Source organism: uncultured Draconibacterium sp. (assembly GCF_913063105.1).
GTDB lineage: Bacteria > Bacteroidota > Bacteroidia > Bacteroidales > Prolixibacteraceae > Draconibacterium.
Window position 1 is genome coordinate 55,317 of the sequence record NZ_CAJXYQ010000009.1, and the last position, 22,187, is coordinate 77,503.

Here is a 22,187-nt window from a genome sequence, read left to right on the forward strand (position 1 = left end):
TAAAATCATTTTTTTAAAAGCTTTCAGTTTTTATACTTGCACAAAAATTCACTATAAAATAATTTCAATAAATGTCTCAGGATAGATTTGTTTCTCGTCATATCGGACCACGAAGTTCTGAAATTGCAGAAATGCTTGAATCAGTAGGTGTTGCATCTGTGGATGAACTGCTTGAACAAACGGTGCCTTCAAACATCAGGTTAAAACAACCCTTGAAGTTAAACGAAGGCTTATCGGAACGAAAATATTTTCGCCGGATTCTCGACCTGGCCTCCAAAAACAAGGTATTTAATACTTACATCGGAATGGGGTATTACGACACCATTACTCCGGCTGTAATTTTGCGTAATGTTTTGGAGAATCCCGTGTGGTACACTTCATACACACCCTACCAGGCCGAAATCTCGCAGGGACGCCTTGAAGCTTTGTTGAATTTTCAGACCATGGTATGCGGTTTAACAGGTATGGATATTGCCAACGCTTCCTTACTTGATGAGGCTACAGCAGCGGCAGAAGCAATGGTAATGATGGCCAACCTGCGCTCGCGAAAAATGGTAAAAGCAGGGGTGAACACCGTTTTGGTTGACGACAAAATGTGGCCACAAACACATGATGTGTTAAAGACACGTGCTTTGCCGCTCGGGTTCGAACTTAAAATTCTGCCGAAAGATGAATTTGTTTTCGACGACAATGTTTTTGGCCTACTGGTTCAATACCCAAATTCCGATGGCGAAGTTGTAGATTATGCAGCCCTGGTGGAGCAGGCACACGAAAAAGATATAAAAGTGGCGGTAGCTGCAGATTTGCTTTCACTGGCCATTCTAACACCTCCAGGAGAATGGGGTGCTGATATTGTTTTTGGCAGTTCACAGCGTTTTGGTGTGCCAATGGGTTATGGTGGCCCGCACGCCGCATTTTTTACTGCTAAAGAAGCCTACAAACGTAATATGCCCGGACGTATAATTGGTATTACCAAAGACTTACACGGCAATCGTGCTTTACGTATGGCACTTCAAACACGCGAGCAACACATTAAACGCGAAAAAGCAACATCAAATATTTGTACTGCCCAGGCCTTGCTTGCTATTATGGCAGGCTTTTTTGGCGTGTATCACGGGCCGGAAGGATTAGTAGCCATTGCTGAACGAATTCATAATATTGCTGCCTTTCTTGCAATTGAGATTGAAAAGCTGGGGTACACTCAAATCAATAAAAATTACTTCGATACCATTCGTTTTGCCTTGCCAAAGCATGTTATGCGCGAGGATATTGAATGGTTGTCGCATGAATTGGAAATGAATTTCCGGTATTTCGAAAACGGCGATGTTGGCATTAGTATTGACGAAACAACCAACCCCCAGGATATCGGCTGGATTATTGAAGTGTTTGCCAAAGCTGCCAACAAAAAATGGCAGGTGGCTGAAGAATATCCCGAAGGTTTTTCTGTAGATACTGAATTTAAGCGGACAAGCGAATTTATGACCGAGGAGGTATTCAATAAATACCGCTCCGAAACAGAGATGTTACGCTACATTAAACGCCTGGCAAAAAAAGATATTTCGCTTACTCAGTCGATGATTTCGTTGGGGTCGTGCACCATGAAATTGAATGCTGCAACAGAAATGTTACCGTTGAGTTGGATTGAATTTAATGGTCTGCATCCTTTTATTCCCAAAAACCAGGCTCGCGGTTACCATGAAATGATGGAAGAGTTACGACGCGATTTGTCCGAAATAACCGGTATGGAAGATGTGAGTTTGCAACCCAACAGTGGTGCTGCAGGCGAATATGCAGGCTTAATGGTTATTCAGGAATTCCACAAAAGCCGGGGCGACGATCAGCGAAATGTGGTATTAATTCCTGCATCGGCACACGGAACAAACCCGGCAAGTGCGGTAATGGCGGGCATGCAGGTAGTGGTTGTTAAATGCGATGACATGGGTAATGTGGATATGGAGGACTTGCGTGCCAAGGCTGTTGAGCATAAAGAAAACCTGTCGTCGTTTATGGTTACTTATCCATCAACACACGGTGTTTTTGAAGCTTCAATTATTGAAATGTGCGAAGTAATTCATGAAAACGGCGGACAGGTATACATGGACGGTGCAAATATGAATGCACAGGTTGGGCTTACCAATCCACGCATGATTGGTGCCGATGTGTGTCACTTAAACTTGCATAAAACATTTGCGATACCACACGGAGGGGGAGGCCCGGGCGTAGGGCCAATTGGCGTTGCCAGTCACCTGGTTGAGTTTTTGCCTTCGCACCCGATTATGAATAATGGACACGTGGGAATCACTGCAGTGTCGGCTGCTCCGTGGGGAAGCGCATCGGTATTGCCAATTACCTATGGTTACATAAAAATGATGGGGGCAGAGGGATTAACCGATGCAACCAAAATTGCCATTCTGAATGCTAACTATATTGCCACTGCTTTAAAAGAAAACTATGGTATTTTATATACCGGCGAAAACGACAGGGTGGCACACGAGCTGATTTTAGAATGCAGGCACCTGAAAGCTTCGGCTGGTATTACTGAAGAAGATATAGCTAAACGATTGATGGATTATGGGTTCCATGCGCCAACACTTTCGTTTCCTGTGCACGGAACCTTAATGATTGAACCAACTGAAAGTGAATCGAAAGATGAACTGGATCGATTTATCAGTGCTTTAAATTCAATATTTGATGAGGTTAAGGAAGTGGAATCAGGCGAGGCAGATCAGCTTGACAATGTATTAAAAAATGCACCTCACACAGCCGAAAGCGTTTGCTCCGACGATTGGAATCATGCCTATGGTAGAGAAAAAGCAGCTTATCCATTAAGCTGGGTGCGCGAAAATAAATACTGGGTGCCGGTTGGCAGGGTTGATAATGCCTGGGGCGACCGAAACCTTATTTGTACCTGTGGGTCGCCTGAAGAGTATGAAGCTTTTACTGAAAAATAGAAAGTAACGAATATTATAGTAAAGCCGTCTGTATTTTCAGGCGGCTTTTTTATTTTTGCAACATGATTTCATTTCCCAATGCTAAAATAAATATTGGTTTAAATGTGGTTGAAAAACGTGCTGATGGCTACCACAATATTGAAACCCTGTTTTATCCGGTTGGCTTGTGCGATGTATTGGAACTGGCCGAAGCAACAGAACCTGCATTTTCATCATCGGGGATTGAAATTGATGCGGCACCCGAAAATAACTTGGTGTTTAAGGCCTACAAACTCTTAAAAACGGCCTATAACTTACCTCCAATTAAATTTCATTTACATAAGCTTATTCCTTTTGGTGCCGGTTTGGGAGGCGGGTCGGCTGATGCTGCTTTTGCCCTAAAAATGCTAAACGAGTTTTTTCAGCTTCAACTTACTGCTGAAGAACTCAGGCAGTTTGCTTCTAAAATTGGTGCCGATTGCCCTTTCTTTATCGAAAATCAACCGACATTTGCCTATGGCATTGGCAACCGGTTTAAACCAATAGAACTGGATCTTTCGGACTATAAAATTGTAATTGTTAAACCCAATGTTTCGGTTAGCACCCCACAAGCTTACAAAAATATTGTTCCCCAAAAAGCTCAGTTTAATCTGTTAAATATTGCTACTTTACCGGTTGACGACTGGAAAGATGTAATAAAAAACGATTTCGAAAGAAGTGTTTTGCCACAATTTCCGGAAATAGCAGAATTAAAGGAAAAACTCTATCAACTGGGGGCAGTGTACGCATCTATGTCGGGAAGTGGTTCTGCTGTTTTTGGCTTATTTCGCCATTTGCCGACTGATTTAGCTAATAGCCTACCTAAAGGTATTTTTATTTACCGATAAGCCCGGACGTTTACCGACCTTAAGAACTCATTAACATTTTTTTTATTCTTTTTAACAAAAGGTAATGTAACCTTTGTACACGTTAATAGTCTATTTAACTGAAAACAAGAAAACAGAAAAAGTCCTTAACGAAGGCAGATTTTGAAAACAAACAATTAGTTAGAAACAGTAAAAAACGAAAACATGAAAACTAGAATTAATTTAAAAGCAGTTGCATTAATGATAGGAGTGGCACTAGCAATAGGAAACGTAAACGCAACTGAAAAAGTAACAAAAGCCTCAAGTCATGAAAACATTATTGAAACATCGCTACTTCTTGAAGATTGGATGACCAGCGAAGCTATCTGGAATACTTCTGATGCCATACAATTTGTTGATGCACAGGAAGAAATGCTGGAGCTTGAAAACTGGATGACAAACAGCGAGATTTGGGATGTAGCCAATGTTTGGAGTAACCTGGAAACAGAAGCAGGTCTTGAGTTGGAAGAATGGATGACAAATGACGTAGCCTGGGAAGTAAACAACGGCCCTGCCTATGAAACAGAGTATGAAGACAACTTAAGCCTGGAGAACTGGATGGTTAATGATACAATTTGGAATTAATATTTTCTTTGGAAAAGTTTGATAAAAAGAAAACGCGATTAGTTTTATTTGGATTTTTGAGGGTTGCCGGAAGGCAGCCCTTTTTTGTGCAATGAAGGAAGTGCTTGTAATATTTATTGTGGAGTTTATTTAAGCAAATAAACTTATTTCTTTGAGGCCCATTCATCTTTTGTGTGAATAAATGGTTCTGCATGAGTGTTCAATACCATAATCACTTATATTTGCTCTGCTTTGTAAATTAAACTAATCTTGACTAACGTAAAAAACATAATTTTCACCATTGTCTTAGCCAGTTTTTGGTTAAGTACGTTTTCACAAGATGTTACATTTTCTCAGTTCTACGCTAACCCTGTGTATATGAATCCTGCATTCTCCGGTACAAGCGGTGTGCCTCGGGTGGCAATCCAGTATCGAAATCAATGGCATGGCTTTAGTAATGCTTACAATTCATACAGTTTTGCTGTTGATATTCCGGTAAAAAAACTACGCGGAGGTATTGGATTAAACTTTCTGAATGATGTTCAGGCTAGTGGTGCTTTAAGTGTTCTTTCCATAAATGCTGCCTATTCAGTTGGTGTTCAGTTGAATGAGAATATGTGGATGAATGGAGGATTGCAGGTGGGGTACGTAAGAAATTCATTAAATGTAAACGACCTGATATTTGCCGACAATCTGGATTCGAATTTTGGCAATCATGGCACCTCGGGAGAGCTGAATTATTTAAGCTCGCCCAATAACTCTTACCTGGATTATGGAATTGGTTCATTAGTTTTCAGTAAACGAATTTTTATGGGTGTTGCGGTTCATCACCTAACAGAGCCAACCCAGTCTTTTTCTGATGATGATAATTATGGAGAACCAGTAAAGCGGAAGTTTTCTGCTCATATGGGAGCTCGATTACCGGTATATCTGCACGGACATCAACGAAAAAAAATGGACATTTCGCCTCAATTAATTCTGCAAAGCCAGGGGGCTTTTCAGCAGGTTAATTACGGACTTTATGCGGCCCGAAAAGGAATTGCACTGGGCACCTGGTTCAGACAAAATTTTGGCTTGCGTTACGATGCCGTAATTTTTGTGATTGGCTTTGTCCGTAACCGAATTCAGCTCACTTATAGCTACGATTTAACAGTGTCGGGTTTGTCAGGCGCAAGTGGCGGAACAAGCGAGGTTTCGTGTACTTTCTTGTTAAAACAGCATAAAAATATCAGAACCTTACCTTTCTTCGACCGCTATGACGAGGAGTTTGGCGAAATGTGATTACCTTACCAAAAGAACCTGCCCTTTTTGGTTATGCTCAAAGCCTTGAATATCAAAATAATTCGACATCCATATGTAGTTGCCCATTGGTGCCGGGTCTCCGTTTTTATTGGTTCCGTCCCACGGATGATCGGGTGAGTCCGATTCAAAAATTAACTGCCCCCATCTGTCGAAAATTTGCAGGTTAAAGCGCGATTCATCTGCTCCCACACCAAGTGGCATAAATGTTCTGTTTTCCGCAATTTCGCTATCAGGTCTGAAGGCATTGGGGGTGAAAACCGAAAACGGAAGTATTTTTATAAGTAGTTCTGCGGTATCTTTGCACCCATAAATCGATTCGGCTATCATTTGAGCATTGTATTCGCCCAGTTCGGTATAGGTGTGAACCGGATTTTCTTCACTCGAAAGTGACATATCTCCAAAATCCCAGTTATAATAAGCGGCCAGTTCCGATTGGTTAAAAAATGAAATATCAGCGTGCTCCAACAAGGCCACCGGAAAATCAACTTCAAACGCGGCTATGGGTTTGGGATGTATCCATAACCACTTGGTTTTGGTTAATGTATCGGTACAGCCGGTTTCTGTAGAAGTCGCAATTAGGCTTACATCCATTCGTCCCGAATCGGGGAAGAAATAGACAGTACTGTTGCCTTGTGGATATGGGAATGAATCGGTAAGCCAATAAAATTTAAGCATCTCATCTTTTGGCTCGGCATAAATTTCGGTAGCCAAGGGCTGGCATCCTTCTTCATTGTCAACAAAAAAATCAAAATGTGGCTTTCTTTTTAACAGCACTTCTGCCGGTTCGCTTATACATCCGAACTCTTCAACAAGCAATTGAGCCCTGGCGATAGGCAGATCTATTGCCACCGTTATGGAGTCGTTTCCAGTTCCTGACTGGTGTGCCCCATCAAAACTCCAATGGCAAATTGACGAATCAATATTATTGATGTATACCAGTTTGGCCGAATCAGAATGACAAGATAACTCGTCTGCTTCAATTACTGCTTCCGGGGTTGGAAAAACTTTAATCATACTGTCGATTTTAAATCCAATCTGGCATCCTGACAAGGTGTTTGTAATTAGTAAACTGACGTCGAAAAATCCGGTAGAGTTATAAAAGTGCTCCACTTCCTGCTGGTTGCTTGCAGGAGAGCCATCGCCAAAATTCCACTCAAACTGCAGGGCATCTTCTACTTTCAATTCTCCTGTAAAAACTACGGTCAACGAGTCGCATCCGTTGGCTTTTTCTGTATCTAAGGTAAAATCGGGGTTTGCCCCCAATAGCGAAGCTGTGGTGTCGCTCCAACAGCCATTTTCTTCAACAAACAACAAAATGTACGGATTGGTATTGTAGGCGCCAATTGAAACAATAAAGTTATCCCAACTTAATGAATCGATCAGGCTTGCGCCGCCATAATCCCAAAAGTAGTTGGCATTGCTGGTGGCATTTCCTGTATATTTCACTTCGCGCGAGTAGCCTTTGCATTTATCGTCGGGATTTTCAACAAACTCAAATGCAGACGTAGGTGTAGGGTGAAAGGCAATAGTAATAGTATCGCCTGTCAGGCAGCCATCTGTGGTCGTTAACTCATACCAAATGGTGTAGACACCCCAGTTCCGCACTTCAACAGATGTACTGGTTTGTTGCGCATTGATAAAAGATAAATCGGTGTTGTTGCATTTCCAGCTAAAACTGCCGTCGTATTTCCAGACTTCTTCCGGAGCATCGGTAATAGAAAGAGTAAGTTCTGCTTGTTTTGCTCCACACAGGTGTTCTTTCCCACTAATTTCAACTTTTGGAACCGGAAAAACAACCAGGTTCATGGTGTCGCGGGCCGGGCAATTGTATTTGTCGAATACAGTAAGCCGGTATTCGTCTGTTTCTCTTGCTGTGTAAAGCTGATTCGTGGAAAGCGTATCATCGTTTTGGTTTTGCCAAAGGTATTTTTCAAATCCAGCTTTCCCATTCAAATCGATGCTGTAAGGAAAACATCCTTCATCGTGTTCAACGCCAAGCTCAATTTCCGGAGAGCTCACAAAAACATAAATCGAATCTTCCAGTTCGCAGCCGTCAATTGTTGTTGTGCGAACTTTGTACTTGCCACTGGTGGTTACTTCAAGTGTTTGAGTAGTGTCGCCACTATCCCAGGCATAAGTATCAAAATAAGGTCCGGCGTCCAACACCCGGGTTTCTCCATCACATAATAAAAGGGTATCGCCATTGAAGTTTATACTTTCTCCAAGGTCGAGCACGAGGTCTAAATTAAAACCAACACCGTAGCCATACGATTCAACGCCTCCGTAACCATAAACGTAAGCCAGAAAACCTCGATCCTGATTAATGTTATGAATGCGATAGGTTCCTCCCGAAATTGCTTTTTGGGCATAAGAATATTCGCTGTTGGGGAAAGGGGTAAAATCTGCAGGAATTGGTGTATCATCAAAACGAATATTATCGACCTCTGAAGTAAGCGAGATGATGTTTACATAATAACCTGAGATATTATCGGATTTATAAGTAACAAAGGTAACGTCGTTTTTCGATTGAGATGTTGAACTCAACACAATCATAAATGGATCTCCATTACCACCGGTATAGGTAAAATCGACATCACGCGATTGACTGAATTGAGCAACTAAAATTGGCTGTTCAGAATAAATTCGAGAGGGTTCATCGTGGTAAAGAATTATTTCTTTGAACTCACTTTTATTTAACGTGAAAGAACTTTCTCCTGAGATATGAACGGTGGTATTATCTTTTGCCGCCATAATTCGATATCGATCCGACTCGCGTGTGCGTAAGGGAACAGCATAGTATTCGCGTCCCCACGACTGAATTGGCGGTATCTGTTCGTAAAGATGGTCCCAGCAACAATCGCCGGTAGGTACGGCAGTGGCTAATGAGCCTGAGTAAAGAGCAATGGGCTTATCGCTTTGAATAAAGCTTTGGGTTAAGTCGCCCTGATTGGGGAGGTTGTAATCATTTTCCGATTGCACCTGAAATACCTCTCCTTTATTAAGCTCAATCAGTATTGAGTCGCCGGCTGCTACTAACTGATCTGTTTCTTTGCTCGGAATAATAAGCACGGCTGTGGAATCTTCAGTGGCCACAACTAAAAACTGACTATTTCTGCCATTTCCATAACCGCCCGAATTATTGGTATGTATATCAACATCGTAACACATGGCAAAGTATTCTTTGCCCAGTGATTCTACGGGGTAAATTACCGCAACATCAGCCGAGTTTTGATCATAATTAAGGGCATATAAATTTACCGGTTTTTCCGAAACCAGGTGAATTCCTTTTTCTTCAATATTTTCTGATCCAATTGCTTCAACCATTTCCCAAGGAATACGTACCTGTCGCGAACTGTTAGCAGCAACATTAAAGGTTCCTTCAAAAGGAGTTAAGTCTTTGCCGATAGTAATGGTAAATGTAGTACTTTCCCGCGCTGTAACAGTAATTTCAATGTAATGATTAGTGTTGTAGTTGCGGCTTTCCATAAAGCCAAACCAGAAATCGGTACCTTCGGTTGATTTTTTACACGGGTTGGCGTATTGTGCAAAAGCCAGAAAAGTAAAGCACCAAAAGGCAGTTAATAGTGTAAGTTTTTTAGCCATGATTTAATTGCGGCTAAAACTAACCATTATTCACAAAAAAACCGCACAAAAAAAATGCGCGGTTTTCTATAAATTACAATCGGTTGTTCTATATCGGTCGTATTTCCAACATCAGGTGACGTTTTGGAATAACATCTCCCTTTTTGATATGTATTTTTACGATTTCTCCGTTGAAAGGCATTCTTACCTGGTTCTCCATTTTCATGGCTTCAAGCAATAATAATGTTTCGCCTTCTTTTACCTTTTGTTTTGTTTTTACAAAAAGATCAATAATTGTTCCCGGGATAAATGAATAAATCTCATTCGGGTTGGGTGAAACGTAATTTACCCTGTTTTCAAACTTCTTGGTGAAAGTAGTTTTGTATACAGCGCCCTGAACAACTAAATTTTTGAATTCTTTTTCTTCTGCCATAATGCAAATGTTTTTATCGATTAAAACGGAGGAATTCCATGTTTTTTGGCTGGCATTGAAGCACTCTTATTTTCAGAAACCTGCAATGCATGCAAAATGCGCGCGCGGGTTTCACTTGGCTCAATTACCTCATCGATATAACCTTGAGCAGCCGCAACGTATGGATTGGCAAATTTTTGCTTATACTCTTCAATTTTTTGCTGACGCATTTCTTCCGGATTTTCGGCTTCTGCAATTTCCTTACGGAAAACAATATTGGCTGCACCTTCAGGTCCCATAACAGCAATTTCGGCTGTTGGCCATGCAAAAACAAAGTCGGCACGTAAATGGCGCGAGTTCATGGCAATGTAGCCACCACCGTATGCTTTGCGAACAATAACCGTAATTTTTGGCACCGTTGCTTCACTGTATGCATAAAGTATTTTTGCACCATGGCGAATAACACCGGCATGTTCCTGGTCAACTCCAGGCAGATAACCCGGAAGGTCTTCCATTGTTACAATTGGAATATTAAATGAATCGCAGTAACGAATAAAACGGGCAGCTTTATCCGAACTGTCAATATCAAGTACACCTGCAAGTACCATTGGCTGGTTGGCTACAAAACCAACTGTTTCGCCATTCATCCTACCAAAACCAATAATAATGTTTGGTGCAAAATCTTCCATTACTTCCAAAAATTCAGAGCCGTCGGTGATACTTTTTATCACTTCACGCATATCGTACGGAATTCTTGGATCAGCAGGAACGATATCTTCAACTTTAGTACCTTTTAATGGTGCTTTTGGCTTGTGCGCCAATGCTTTTCTGGAGTTGTTGCGAGGGATGTAACTGATAAGTGTTTTTATCTGTTCGAAACAATCTAACTCGGTTTGGGCATAAAAATGTGCGTTACCTGTTATTTCGGCATGCACGCGTGCACCACCCAGTTCTTCCATCGAAACTTCTTCACCCAAAACAGATTTAACCACCGATGGTCCGGTAATAAACATTTTTGAGATATTTTCCACCACAAAAACAAAATCGGTTAGTGCCGGCGAGTATACTGCACCTCCGGCACAAGGGCCAAGAATTACAGAAATTTGAGGAATTACACCAGAAGCCAATGTGTTGCGGAAGAAAATCTCTCCGTAACCGGCCAATGAGTTAACACCTTCCTGAATACGGGCACCTCCCGAGTCGTTGATTCCGATTAATGGAACGCGCATTTTTAGTGCGTGGTCCATAATTTTGGTGATTTTGCGGGCATGCATTAAGCCTAACGAACCACCGGCAACGGTAAAGTCCTGGGCAAAAATACAAACGGGTTTGTTGTAGATTGTACCGGTTCCGATGATTACACCATCACCATGCAAGGTTTTTCCTTCCATGCCAAAATCTTTGGCGGCATGTTCTACAAATAAGTCGTATTCGTGAAAAGAGTTTTTATCCAACAGGGCAAGGATACGTTCACGGGCTGTGAGTTTACCCATTTTAACCTGCTTCTCAATGGCTTTATCTCCACCACCTTTTTGTACTTCTTTCTTTCTTTTACGAAGATCGAGTACGTTACTTCTTAGTGACATAAAGTATTTTTTTAGTTATAAATTACCCGGTAGCTGACCGGTGTTATTTTTCTTTAGCGTGGGCAAAATTATAATTTTTTTTAATTGCCATGGGCTAATGTATTCCTGTACTACGGAAATTAACCAACATAGGTTCAGCAGCTTCGAATTATTGTATTGTATGTTTGAAAAATTGTTGGTATTTCAAGAAGAAACGTTGCAAATGCAAAAAATTCGGCACTTTTTTATCGGGCAGCCCAACGGTAAACAAAGAAAGCCAGAATAGCGTACATAAAGTTTGGTATCCAAACGGCGATAAACACCGGTGCTGTTCCGCTAATGGCAAATACAGTAGATATTTGCATAAATAAAATGTAAGAGAAAGCTAATAAAAGCCCAAGCCCAATGTGCAGTCCCAGTCCGCCTTTTACCTTGCGTGAGGCAAGCCCAACACCTATAAGTGTTAAAATAAATGCTGAAAAAGGATTGGCCAGACGTTTGTGTTTTTCAATTTCCCATTCAACATAGTTTACACCTCGCATTTTCATCAAATCAATTTCTTTTAACAGGGCGGGAGTGGTAAAGGTTTCCATCTCGTTTTTCAACATCTGAAAATCGCCGGGAGACATATTGAGCGTAGTATCCATGCGGTAGCCTTTTTCAAATGTTTCATGGTCTTCAAAAATATTACGTTTCCAATAGGAGTTAATCACCCATTTGCCCGATTTTTCATCCCAGCGAATGTTTTGAGCTGTAAGCTTTTCGGTAAGTTTTCCTTCCTCAAAATGCTCGAGGGTAAAACGTAAACCAACATTGTTGGAATTAAAACTTTGCATATAAATGTAGGTGCCCGGTTCAATTTGTCGATGAATATTTCGCTCGGTGCTAATGGTGCGGCTTCTAATATATTTGTGCCTAAAATTAATCATGGTTTTATTGGCCGGCGGAATAATATAATTACCAAGAATGAAAGAAAACAGGGCAATAACAAAGGCCGAAACCAAATAAGGGCGCATCAGTCGGGCGTACGAAACACCACTGCTTAAAATGGCAATAATTTCGGTATTGTAAGTCATTTTTGAGGTAAAGTAAATTACCGCAATAAAGGTAAACAGGGGACTAAAAAGGTTGGCAAAATAGGGTATAAAGTTAAGGTAGTAATCAAACACGATGTCTTTTACCGGAATTTCCTTCGACAAAAATTCATCAAGGTTTTCAGAAATATCGAAAACAATGGCGATACTCAGGATCAGACCAATGGCATAAAAGAAAGTTCCGAGAAACTTTTTCGAAATGTAAAAATCTATTGTTTTATACCACTTCATATCTTGTTAAAGTCTTTCTTTTAATTTCAAAACCATTTCATTTTTCCAGCTCACAAAATTGCCATCCTGTATTTTTTGCCGGGCAGTTTTTACCAGCCACAGGTAAAATGCAAGGTTGTGCTGACTGGCAATTTGAGCCCCAAGCATTTCGTTTGAAATAATCAGGTGCCGAAGATAAGCTTTTGAATACTGGTCGACAAACGAAGTGCCATTTTCATCGATGGGCGAATGGTCGTTTTCCCATTTTTTGTTTCTGATGTTTATAATTCCTTTGCTGGTAAACAACATGCCATTGCGTCCGTTTCGGGTGGGCATAACACAATCAAACATATCAATCCCACGGTGTATCCCTTCAAGAATATTTACCGGAGTACCAACTCCCATCAGGTAGCGCGGTTTATTTTCGGGCAGGTCTGCGGTGCACACTTCTGTCATTTCGTACATCTCGTGTTCGGTTTCGCCAACCGAAAGTCCGCCAATGGCATAACCATCGGCGTCAAATGTTTTTACGTTTGCAACAGCAGCCTTTCGTAAATCGGTAAAAGTATTTCCCTGTACAATTGGAAACAACGATTGCGAATAGCCATATTTTGGCACGGTATTGTTAAACTGTTTAAAACAACGTTCAAGCCATCGCTGGGTAAGTTCCAGCGAGCGTTTGGCATAATTGTAGTCGGCATCGCCGGGCGTACATTCATCAAAAGCCATAATAATATCGGCGCCAATGCTTCGCTGAATATCCATTACATTTTCGGGAGTAAACATATGGTACGACCCATCGATATGCGATTGAAAACGCGCACCTTCTTCACTGAGTTTTCGGATATCGCCAAGCGAAAAAACCTGGAAACCCCCGCTATCCGTCAGAATTGGCTTATCCCAACGGTTGAATTTGTGCAATCCACCTGCTTTTTCAATTACATCAATTCCCGGGCGTAAATACAAATGATAGGTATTGCCCAAAATAATCTGAGCTTTTATATCTTCCTTAATATCGCGGGTGTGAATTCCTTTTACTGATCCGGCTGTACCTACCGGCATAAAAATAGGTGTTTCAATTGCCCCATGGTCGGTGGTGAGAACACCGGCCCGGGCACGCGAGTTTTCTGCTGTTTTCTGTAATTCAAATTTCATTAACTACGAATTGCCTGCTTTGTTTATTTAAAAGTTAAGTGCCAATTGTAAGCGATGCAATCAAAAAATATCGATACACACTTTTTTCAAATAAATTTGAGTGGCAAATATAGCTATTTCGCCCGAATAGATTTGATTTCATTTACATAGATAGCTGTTAATAAAAACTAATTACTGTAAACAACTTCGAACTTTTTGAAAAAGATGATATGTGGAATTTTGTTAGTATTGTCGTGTTTTTAATACCGAATTTTTTCAATAGATGATTCAAAATCTGTTTGACACTTTTTATGCCTTGTCTGTTTTGCAGTGGACAGTAGTAGCCGTAGCCTTTTTATTGTGGTTTGGGCGGTTTTTGTATTTGTTGTTATTACCGCTTCGTCTGGTTTTTCGGAAATCCAACACTTCAGTTGAAAAGAAAGAACCTTTATCGGTTCTCGTATTGGTAAGAAACGAAGCAGAGAATTGCCGCGAAACCTTACCCCGCTTATTGAATTTAAAAGCTGAAGGACTGGAAGTTGTGGCCGTTGATGATTTTTCGCAAGACAACACCTTATCGGTTCTTGGTTTGCTTAAACAACAATACGGCAATTTAAAAATATCATCGCTTAGCCAGGAAACACGTTATTCTGAAAAATTGGCGCAAAACGTTGCTTTAAAATCGGCAACTAACAATTGGGTGCTGGTGTACCCGGTGGCTGCGCAAAATGTTTCAGCTGAATGGTTGAGCGGAATGAGCAAGGTTGTTGGAACTGGCGTAGAAATAAAAATAGGTTATTCAACCATTGAGCCCCAAAAAGGCTGGTTTAATAAATTATACCGCATCGAGAATTTTTTTCAGCAGCTTGGCAGTGCCGGTTATGTATTAAACAGACTTGCTTTTGTTTACAACGAAGAAAATATAGCTTTTAAAAAAGAAACCTATTTTAAACTTGGTGGCTATGGCGCTAAAGTGCAGGAGCCCTTTGCGAATTTAGAATTGGTAATAAACCGGTTTATTTCCCGAAAAAAAGCTGAATTAATTTTTAAAGCCGAAACGGCCATCGTGAAAAAGGTGGAAGTTAACCGTCTTGATTTCAAAAACCTGCTCCGGAAAAGTATTCGAATTGATAAACATTTAAGCACCTGGAAACGCCTGGTTTTGAATGCAGATTTACTTAGCGAGGCAATGTACCCCTTGGGAATTACTACAACACTGGCTTTTGTTTTTCCGATTTGGCCACTGGTTGGCATCCTTGTAGTGCTTAAGTTGCTGGTATTCATGGTTATCATAAAAATACTGCAGAATCGTTTGAATGAACGTAAATTATTCATAACTTCGTTAGTGTTCAGTTTTATAAGACCATACTATAAACTTATTTTCAGATGGCATTTTAACCGAATAAGCCGAAATTATAAATGGAAAAACAAGGGGTAATATTATCTGATAAAGCGCGGCAAGACTACGAACTGGTAAAAGCTGCTCTAACCGGAGATGATAAAGCCTTTGCCCGCTTGCTAAACCGCTACAAAGATGCCATTTATTTTATGCTGCTAAAAATGGTGAACAACCGCAGCGATGCAGAAGACCTTACGCTTGAGGCTTTTGGAAAGGCATTTAAAAGCCTGCACCAATATTCGCCCACCTATGCTTTTAGTACCTGGTTGTTTAAAATTGCATCAAATAATTGTATCGATTTTTTACGCAAGAAAAAAGGAGTACACGTACCCATCGATAACAATAGCCAGGATGAAAACAGCGAAACCATAAAACTTCGTTCAAAAGAACCCGACCCCGAAGAAAAATTAATTCGGCAGCAAAAAGCCATTTTGTTAAGGCGGGTAGTACGAAAGTTAAAACCGCGTTACCAAACATTGGTTGAACTTCGATATTTCCGCGAGTTTTCGTACGAAGAAATTGCAAAAGAGTTAGATTTGCCCCTCGGAACAGTTAAAGCACAGCTTTTCAGAGCACGCGAAATGCTGTTTAAAATGATTGAAAGCACCGAGATCGGTCGTAAAGATTAACTTTTTGTATGGATTTAATTCTAAAGTATTTTCCCCATTTAAGCGAGAAACAGTTGGAGCAGTTTGCAAAACTCGAACCCTTGTATGCCGATTGGAATGCCAAAATAAATGTAATTTCAAGAAAGGATTTTTCTGAATTTTACGAGCGTCACGTATTGCATTCGTTGGCCATTGCCAAATTTATTCGCTTTGCCGAAAACACCAGGATACTTGATGTGGGCACCGGAGGTGGTTTCCCCGGAATACCGCTGGCTATAATCTTTCCCGAAGTTCAGTTTCACCTGGTTGATTCCATCGGAAAAAAAATAAAAGTGGTTAATGGGGTATCGCAATCGTTGGGATTAAAAAATGTGCGGGCAGAGCAAATACGTGCCGAGCAATTGCAAGGGAAATACGATTATGTGGTGAGCCGTGCCGTTACACGTTTACCAGATTTTGTTACGTGGATACGAAAAAACATTGCCAAAAAGCAAAACAATCCGCTGCCTAACGGGGTAATTTATTTAAAAGGGGGCGATTTAACCGAAGAAATAAAACCTTTCGGAAAGAAAATATTTCTGCAGGATTTAGATGAATATTTCGACGAACCTTTTTTCGAAACAAAAAAGGTACTGCACCTACCTTTATAAAAAAACGCGCTGAATTTTTCTCAGCACGTTTTGTTATTTCTTATAGACTTAATAAAATCTTATTGGTACTCGTCGCCAAACGAAACGCCCATTTTTCGGGCTTTTTCAATCAACCCGAAATCGGGTTCAACCAGGCGTAATTTACCACCTACCTCTTCAAGCGGTACGGTTGTAAGTTCGTTGTTTTTTACGGCAACCATGGTCCCAAAATTTCCTTCTGCAATAGCTTTTGCTGCAAAGGCGCCGTAACGGGTAGCTAAAATCCGGTCCATTGGTGTTGGTGAACCGCCACGCTGAATATAGCCTAAAACGGTTTCACGGGTTTCAATACCGGTATAAGTTTCAATGGCTTTGGCAACGTGTGTTGCTGCCGACACATTTTTGGGATGATCGATACCTTCGGCCACCACCACAATAGAGTAGGGCTTATTACTTTCGTAGCGGCTTTCAATCTTCTTACAAACCGAACGGATATTGTACGCCAGCTCCGGCAGCAGAATAATATCGCCACCTCCGGCAAGTCCAGAATAAAGTGCCAGCCAGCCAGCATGGTGCCCCATAATTTCAATAATCATAACCCGTTGGTGTGAGTTGGCAGTGGTGTGTAACCGGTCGATGGCATCGGTAGCTATTTGCACGGCCGAGTCGAAACCAAAAGTAACATCGGTGCCCCAAACATCGTTGTCAATGGTTTTGGGTATCCCAATCACATTTAAGCCTTCTTTCGCCAACATACTGGCTGTTTTCATGGTGCCGTTGCCCCCAATACAAACCACAGCATCAAGCCCCAGGTCTTTGTAGTTTTGCTTAATCATTTCGGGTTTGTCAATGTCTTCCCTGGCATTTTTATCCATTTTAAAAGGCTTCTCGCGCGAGGTGCCTAATATGGTTCCGCCAAGGGTAAGAATACCCGAAAGTGCCGATTCTTTCAGGTGAATATAATCGCCATTTATTAAACCCGAATAGCCGGCATTAAAGCCAAGCACCTCCATGCCGTATTCAACTATTGCTGTTTTTCCAACTCCCCTAATCGCAGCATTTAGTCCCGGACAGTCGCCGCCTGCGGTTAAAATGCCAATTCTTTTTGGCTTTGCTGAATTACTCATATCCTCTATTTTGTATTGTCAATCGTTAAAATTGTAGCGAAATTACAAAAGAATGAGTTAATAATTAAACTTACAGGCATCAGGCTCGCGAATTTGATGTAAGCTTTTTTTTCAGCACTTACTTTCCTTGTTCCTTAATTTTGTACATTCGTGACTTATTCGCTAGAATAATTAATTTAATCTTTAACCAATTAAATGTAAGAGAAATGAAGAAGTTTTTTTCACTTTTGCTGGCTGTTGCCTTTGTGTTTTCACTATCGTGTAAAAGCACCAAAACAGGGGGTTCTGCCGGTTTAAATCAATTAACAAAACAAGAAAAAGAAGACGGTTGGGTGTTGCTTTTTGATGGTAAAAGCAGCGAAGGCTGGCGCGGAAACAACAAAGCGCATTTTCCTGCCGGATGGGAAATTGCTGATGGCACACTGCATTGCAAAGCTTCGGGGCAGGGAGAGGCCGGAGCCCGCGATGGCGGCGACATTATTACAACCAAAGAGTATTCGAACTTTCATTTAAAGCTGGAATGGAAAATTGCACCCGGCGGAAACTCCGGAATTTTTTACCTGGGACGAGAGCAGGAAGGATGGCCAATTTATAAAACGGCTCCTGAAATGCAGGTGTTAGATAATGAGCGCCACCCCGATGCCTTGTTGGGAAAAGATGGCAACCGTAAAGCCGGTTCCTTGTACGACCTTATTCCGGCAAAACCACAAAATGCCAAAGCTGCCGGCGAGTGGAATTCTGTTGAGGTTATTTGCTACAAAGGTACCGTGGTGCACAAGCAAAATGGCGAGACAATTGTTGAATACCACTTGTGGACCGACGACTGGAAAAAGCTGGTAGCCGGTTCAAAATTTCCCGGATTGAACCCCGATTGGGCAGATGTGCCCAAACAAGGTGTAATCGCTTTGCAAGACCACGGCGACGATGTGTGGTTCCGCAATATAAAAATTAAAGAAATGAATTATTAGGCTTCGTAAGCTGATATTGAATGGCCCGGTAGACCTCTGCCGGGCCTTTTTAGTCTCATAAAGTGTCATTACTGAACAGGCAGTAACTTTATCACTCCGGATTATACCCCGAATCATTTAAAATTTGCTGAAAATCGTAATTTGCCATCAGTTCAGGCAAAGTTACTTCTGGGTGTTTTTTCATGTACTGTCGCACAATTTGCCAGCCAATCCACACCCCGGTCCTTCCGGGCGAGTCGAGTGGAAAACCACTGGTTGTAGGTGCCGGGTTTATGTATCGAATAACATTCATGCGTTTGGTGGTGTACAGCATTTCGTGCTCAATGAGGTAGGTCCACATTTGTGGCTCGTTCATTTGGCACCATTCCAGCTGTTGTGTGGTGTAGCCAATTTTTAACGAATCTTCCATATCGGGCAGCATGGCATCAACTAAATACATCAGTTTGCCCTTTTCAACCATATTGCCCAGCAAGTTGGAGGCACGGTCGGCATGTTCAAACTCGGTAATACCCCAGGCAAATGCTACATCCGACAGAATTTTGTCTTTGTGCATATTTAGTATTTTGTACTGCGGGGTGGTATTTAGTTGCTGGTAGTAAGGGCAATTGCGCCCCAGGTATTTGTCGAGGCTAATGCCAATAATGTTTTCGGCTGTTACCACCGATTGGTTAAAGCCTGAAATATAAGTGTAAATGGTTGGCAGCTCTTTTTCAGGAAAATGGTAGCTGTAATATTTAAAGGCCTTTTTCAGGTCGTTGCTAAGTTCTGTGGGCTTGCTAAAAGCCGAGTCGGTTTTCGTTTTCACATCCGTAATAAGCGAGTCGGTAAGAAAAAGTCGCATAAGTTCGGGAAACAAGGTATCGCCTAAGCCACCCACTTGAATCACCCGGTAGGTGTACAGCTTAAAAAAGTCGGGATGGGCATTGCTCAGCTCAGCCATTGCTGCCAGCGTATCTTTTCCATCAAGCGCAAAAAGAGCCTCGCCAAACGGAACTACCTCAACCTCTTGGGTAATATCCGAAATGCTCACTTTCAAGGTATTTCGTTTGCATGCGAAAAATAGCAGGGCAATAACACCCATTAAAACCACCGTTTTTATCCACTTCATTTTACAAGAAATTTAAATCAATACGCTTACACTTCTTATTTATTGCAAAACTGAACTAAAAATTGGAGATTTGCAATTGTCAATTTATTGAAAACAAACTTCGGGTTTCTCCCGATAATAATCGGGACGACTTCCGTCTAATTTTTTGAAATGAAAGTTGCAATAGCACAATTAAATTACACCATCGGCGATTTTGAAGGAAATGCGTCGAAGATTATTGCTGAAATTGAGCGCTCGAAACAAGCTGGTGCCGATCTGGTTGTTTTTTCCGAACTGTCGGTAACGGGTTATTATCCGCACGATTTGCTCGAGAAAAAAGAGTTTATTGCCAAAGCCGAAGCCGCTGTGGCACAAATAGCCGGCTATTGCCAGGGCATTGCTGCCTTGCTTGGTACGCCCCGAATAAACGAAAACGAGCGGGGCAAAAAACTGTTTAACTCGGCTTTGTTTTTAGCCGATGGCGAAATAAAAAGTGCACACAACAAAACCCTGCTGCCAACTTACGATATTTTTGATGAATACCGCCACTTTGAGCCCAACCACGAGTTTAGCCTTGTGGAGTATAAGGGAGAAAAAATTGCAGTAACCATTTGCGAAGACCTGTGGGACGAGCAACCAACCGCTAACGAGTTTGGTAAAGATAAGTTGTATGCTGTTTCGCCCATGGAGGAACTGGCCCGGTTAAAACCCGATTTTGTGGTTAACCTGTCGGCATCGCCATTTTCATACAACCAGGAAGGTTGGCGAAAAAATGTGCTGGTGAATAAGGCTAAAAGTTATGGAATACCGGTGTTGTATTGCAACCAGGTGGGGGCACAAACCGAACTGGTTTTCGACGGTGGTTCGGTTTATATTGATGCAAAGGGAGAAATTGTAAAAGAACTTCGCTATTTTGAAGAAGACTTTCGGCTAATTGATACACAGAATATTGGCGAGAAAGAATTGCAGCCAAAGGTTGATTACATCGAGAAAATACACGATGCTCTGGTGCTGGGTATTCGCGATTATTTTAACAAAATGGGCTTTAAACAGGCAACACTGGGCTTGTCGGGCGGGATTGATTCTGCCGTTACCGTGGTACTTGCCGTTCGTGCCCTGGGGGCCGAAAATGTTCGCGTATTGCTTTTGCCATCTAAATACTCGTCGGACCATAGTGTGAATGATGCCCGTGAATTGGCTGAAAACCTGGGGATTCGTTACGATGTGGTAAATATTCAATCGGCAGTAGACCGGTTTGAGCACACGCTGGAACCGCTGTTTGAAGGCCGTTCTCCCGATGTAACCGAAGAAAATATTCAGGCCCGGGCACGAGGCATTTATATGATGGCGATTTCGAATAAATTTGGGCATATTCTGTTAAACACCACCAACAAAAGCGAGTGCGCGGTAGGCTACGGCACGCTGTACGGCGATATGAATGGAGGCCTTGCAGTGTTGGGCGATGTGTATAAAATGGATGTGTTTAAATTGTCGAGGTTTATGAACAAGGATGGCGAAATTATTCCTGAAAATACCATTGTTAAACCACCATCGGCAGAATTACGCCCCGATCAGAAAGACACCGATTCGTTGCCAGACTACAAAGACCTTGATGCGATGCTCTTTAATTATATTGAATTAAATAAATCGCCCAAAGAGATTGCAGACCTTGGTTTTGATGAGGCTGTGGTACGGCGTGTTATCCGGATGGTAAACATGAATGAATACAAACGATTTCAGGCAGCACCGATTTTAAGAGTAAGTTCAAAAGCATTTGGCTTTGGGCGAAAAATGCCATTGGTTGCCCGATATTAGGTATGTCTTTCAGCCACAGGAGTTTTATGTGAACTAATCCATGATATTATTCAGAAGTCGTGTAAATTAACTGTTAAAAAGCAATCAATTTTAACAATTTTTTTTAGCTTTGATGCTATAAAACATACAGCTGAGTATATGTTAAATTCAGAAATTGGACTTAAAGATCTGGTTGATAATCAAAAATCAATTTTTTATTTACTTGGGCAGGACGATAAAGACGAACTGCAGCATCATATCTCGCTTTCGCACTACAAAAAGAATGAATTTATTTACAAGGAAGGCGATAAACCAAATGGTTTTTTGGTGCTGATTGATGGCAAAGTAAAGATTTTTAAAGAAGGTGTTGGCGGTCGTGAACAAATCATTCGAATGACTAAGCCTTTGGGCCTGATTGGTTATCGGGCCTTGCTGGCCGATGAGACGCATAATGGCTCGGCCGTTACTCTGGAAGAGTCGCTGGTGTGTACCATTAGCCCTGATTTTATTTTTAGCCGGGCCCTTAAAAACACCGATTTTTCGTTTAAAATTATCCGAAAGCTATCGAAAGAGCTGGGTTTCTCGAATGCCCGTACTGTAACGCTTACTCAAAAACATATTCGCGGGCGTTTGGCCGAATCGCTGATTTTACTGAAAGATAAATATGGTTTTGAAAATGATGGTACTACCTTAAAAGCTTATCTGTCACGCGAGGATATTGCCAACCTATCGAACATGACAACTTCTAACGCCATTCGCACCCTGTCGACTTTTGCCAACGAAAAGGTAATTGCAATCGATGGTAGAAAGATTCGTGTGCTGGATGCTACGCGGTTGGAGCGAATAAGTAAACTGGGATAAAATTTTTACCAAATAG

The 22,187-nt window shown here is 41.5% G+C and carries 17 protein-coding genes; 10 read left to right on the top strand and 7 right to left on the bottom strand.

Annotation, left to right across the window (positions count from 1 at the left end):
* Positions 1-71 precede the first annotated feature (71 nt).
* From gcvP to QZ574_RS10755, 4 genes are all read left to right on the top strand, one after another.
* Positions 72-2,951, top strand: a complete 2,880-nt coding sequence (gene gcvP, locus QZ574_RS10740) for an aminomethyl-transferring glycine dehydrogenase (protein WP_297089484.1) — start codon at positions 72-74, stop codon at positions 2,949-2,951.
* Positions 2,952-3,013: 62 nt separating this feature from the next.
* On the top strand, positions 3,014-3,817 hold the full coding sequence (ispE, locus tag QZ574_RS10745) for a 4-(cytidine 5'-diphospho)-2-C-methyl-D-erythritol kinase (RefSeq protein WP_297089485.1): 804 nt from the start codon (positions 3,014-3,016) through the stop codon (positions 3,815-3,817).
* A gap of 183 nt (positions 3,818-4,000) precedes the next feature.
* On the top strand, positions 4,001-4,420 hold the full coding sequence (locus QZ574_RS10750; protein ID WP_297089486.1) for a hypothetical protein: 420 nt from the start codon (positions 4,001-4,003) through the stop codon (positions 4,418-4,420).
* A gap of 249 nt (positions 4,421-4,669) precedes the next feature.
* The gene (locus tag QZ574_RS10755) at positions 4,670-5,680 is read left to right on the top strand and encodes a PorP/SprF family type IX secretion system membrane protein (protein WP_297089487.1); all 1,011 of its coding nucleotides are present in this window, start codon (positions 4,670-4,672) and stop codon (positions 5,678-5,680) included.
* Here the strand turns inward: QZ574_RS10755 and QZ574_RS10760 are convergent, their stop codons facing one another.
* The 5 genes from QZ574_RS10760 to tgt form a co-directional block, all read right to left on the bottom strand.
* Complete coding sequence (locus QZ574_RS10760) at positions 5,681-9,304, bottom strand: PKD domain-containing protein (protein ID WP_297089488.1); 3,624 nt, start codon at positions 9,302-9,304, stop codon at positions 5,681-5,683. It lies immediately after the preceding gene.
* An 88-nt stretch (positions 9,305-9,392) separates the two neighbouring features.
* Complete coding sequence (locus QZ574_RS10765; protein WP_297089489.1) at positions 9,393-9,716, bottom strand: biotin/lipoyl-containing protein; 324 nt, start codon at positions 9,714-9,716, stop codon at positions 9,393-9,395.
* Positions 9,717-9,736: 20 nt separating this feature from the next.
* The gene (locus QZ574_RS10770) at positions 9,737-11,281 is read right to left on the bottom strand and encodes an acyl-CoA carboxylase subunit beta (protein WP_297089490.1); all 1,545 of its coding nucleotides are present in this window, start codon (positions 11,279-11,281) and stop codon (positions 9,737-9,739) included.
* A 224-nt stretch (positions 11,282-11,505) separates the two neighbouring features.
* Positions 11,506-12,585: an LptF/LptG family permease gene (locus QZ574_RS10775; RefSeq protein WP_297089491.1), complete on the bottom strand. Its 1,080-nt coding sequence runs from the start codon at positions 12,583-12,585 to the stop codon at positions 11,506-11,508.
* Positions 12,586-12,591: 6 nt separating this feature from the next.
* Positions 12,592-13,719, bottom strand: coding sequence for a tRNA guanosine(34) transglycosylase Tgt (gene tgt, locus QZ574_RS10780; RefSeq protein ID WP_297089492.1), 1,128 nt, complete (start codon positions 13,717-13,719; stop codon positions 12,592-12,594).
* Positions 13,720-13,981: 262 nt separating this feature from the next.
* On the opposite strand from tgt, the gene QZ574_RS10785 reads away from it, so the two are divergent.
* From QZ574_RS10785 to rsmG, 3 genes are read left to right on the top strand one after another with little or no spacing between them, the layout of a single operon-like run.
* Positions 13,982-15,136: a glycosyltransferase gene (locus QZ574_RS10785; protein WP_297089493.1), complete on the top strand. Its 1,155-nt coding sequence runs from the start codon at positions 13,982-13,984 to the stop codon at positions 15,134-15,136.
* Positions 15,118-15,726, top strand: a complete 609-nt coding sequence (locus QZ574_RS10790) for a sigma-70 family RNA polymerase sigma factor (protein WP_297089494.1) — start codon at positions 15,118-15,120, stop codon at positions 15,724-15,726. Before QZ574_RS10785 ends, QZ574_RS10790 begins: the two co-directional genes overlap by 19 nt.
* A gap of 8 nt (positions 15,727-15,734) precedes the next feature.
* On the top strand, positions 15,735-16,355 hold the full coding sequence (gene rsmG / locus QZ574_RS10795) for a 16S rRNA (guanine(527)-N(7))-methyltransferase RsmG (RefSeq protein WP_297089495.1): 621 nt from the start codon (positions 15,735-15,737) through the stop codon (positions 16,353-16,355).
* A gap of 59 nt (positions 16,356-16,414) precedes the next feature.
* Here rsmG and QZ574_RS10800 read toward each other — a convergent pair whose 3' ends face one another.
* Entirely contained in the window at positions 16,415-17,461 is a 1,047-nt protein-coding gene (locus QZ574_RS10800; protein ID WP_297089496.1) for an ATP-dependent 6-phosphofructokinase, read from the bottom strand.
* A gap of 206 nt (positions 17,462-17,667) precedes the next feature.
* Here QZ574_RS10800 and QZ574_RS10805 point away from each other — a divergent pair, with 206 nt between their 5' ends.
* Positions 17,668-18,429, top strand: coding sequence for a DUF1080 domain-containing protein (locus QZ574_RS10805; RefSeq protein WP_297089497.1), 762 nt, complete (start codon positions 17,668-17,670; stop codon positions 18,427-18,429).
* A 91-nt stretch (positions 18,430-18,520) separates the two neighbouring features.
* On the opposite strand, the gene QZ574_RS10810 is transcribed toward QZ574_RS10805, so the two are convergent.
* Entirely contained in the window at positions 18,521-19,537 is a 1,017-nt protein-coding gene (locus QZ574_RS10810; RefSeq protein ID WP_297089498.1) for a hypothetical protein, read from the bottom strand.
* A gap of 150 nt (positions 19,538-19,687) precedes the next feature.
* On the opposite strand from QZ574_RS10810, the gene QZ574_RS10815 reads away from it, so the two are divergent.
* Both QZ574_RS10815 and QZ574_RS10820 read left to right on the top strand, forming a co-directional pair.
* Positions 19,688-21,331 (top strand): NAD+ synthase, encoded by a 1,644-nt coding sequence (locus QZ574_RS10815; protein WP_297089499.1) that lies wholly within the window; start codon positions 19,688-19,690, stop codon positions 21,329-21,331.
* 138 nt (positions 21,332-21,469) lie between these two features.
* Positions 21,470-22,171 carry a Crp/Fnr family transcriptional regulator gene (locus tag QZ574_RS10820; protein ID WP_297089500.1) on the top strand — a complete coding sequence of 234 codons (702 nt, stop codon included), beginning with the start codon at positions 21,470-21,472 and terminating at the stop codon, positions 22,169-22,171.
* Positions 22,172-22,187 lie beyond the last annotated feature (16 nt).

Bases quoted from the DNA above. Each gene is read 5' to 3' on its own strand.
- gcvP (WP_297089484.1), top strand. From the start codon at position 72: ATGTCTCAGGATAGATTTGTTTCTCGTCATATCGGACCACGAAGTTCT.
- ispE (WP_297089485.1), top strand. From the start codon at position 3,014: ATGATTTCATTTCCCAATGCTAAAATAAATATTGGTTTAAATGTGGTT.
- QZ574_RS10750 (WP_297089486.1), top strand. From the start codon at position 4,001: ATGAAAACTAGAATTAATTTAAAAGCAGTTGCATTAATGATAGGAGTG.
- QZ574_RS10760 (WP_297089488.1), bottom strand. From the start codon at position 9,304: ATGGCTAAAAAACTTACACTATTAACTGCCTTTTGGTGCTTTACTTTT.
- QZ574_RS10765 (WP_297089489.1), bottom strand. From the start codon at position 9,716: ATGGCAGAAGAAAAAGAATTCAAAAATTTAGTTGTTCAGGGCGCTGTA.
- QZ574_RS10770 (WP_297089490.1), bottom strand. From the start codon at position 11,281: ATGTCACTAAGAAGTAACGTACTCGATCTTCGTAAAAGAAAGAAAGAA.
- QZ574_RS10775 (WP_297089491.1), bottom strand. From the start codon at position 12,585: ATGAAGTGGTATAAAACAATAGATTTTTACATTTCGAAAAAGTTTCTC.
- tgt (WP_297089492.1), bottom strand. From the start codon at position 13,719: ATGAAATTTGAATTACAGAAAACAGCAGAAAACTCGCGTGCCCGGGCC.
- QZ574_RS10785 (WP_297089493.1), top strand. From the start codon at position 13,982: ATGATTCAAAATCTGTTTGACACTTTTTATGCCTTGTCTGTTTTGCAG.
- QZ574_RS10790 (WP_297089494.1), top strand. From the start codon at position 15,118: ATGGAAAAACAAGGGGTAATATTATCTGATAAAGCGCGGCAAGACTAC.
- rsmG (WP_297089495.1), top strand. From the start codon at position 15,735: ATGGATTTAATTCTAAAGTATTTTCCCCATTTAAGCGAGAAACAGTTG.
- QZ574_RS10800 (WP_297089496.1), bottom strand. From the start codon at position 17,461: ATGAGTAATTCAGCAAAGCCAAAAAGAATTGGCATTTTAACCGCAGGC.
- QZ574_RS10805 (WP_297089497.1), top strand. From the start codon at position 17,668: ATGAAGAAGTTTTTTTCACTTTTGCTGGCTGTTGCCTTTGTGTTTTCA.
- QZ574_RS10810 (WP_297089498.1), bottom strand. From the start codon at position 19,537: ATGAAGTGGATAAAAACGGTGGTTTTAATGGGTGTTATTGCCCTGCTA.
- QZ574_RS10815 (WP_297089499.1), top strand. From the start codon at position 19,688: ATGAAAGTTGCAATAGCACAATTAAATTACACCATCGGCGATTTTGAA.
- QZ574_RS10820 (WP_297089500.1), top strand. From the start codon at position 21,470: ATGTTAAATTCAGAAATTGGACTTAAAGATCTGGTTGATAATCAAAAA.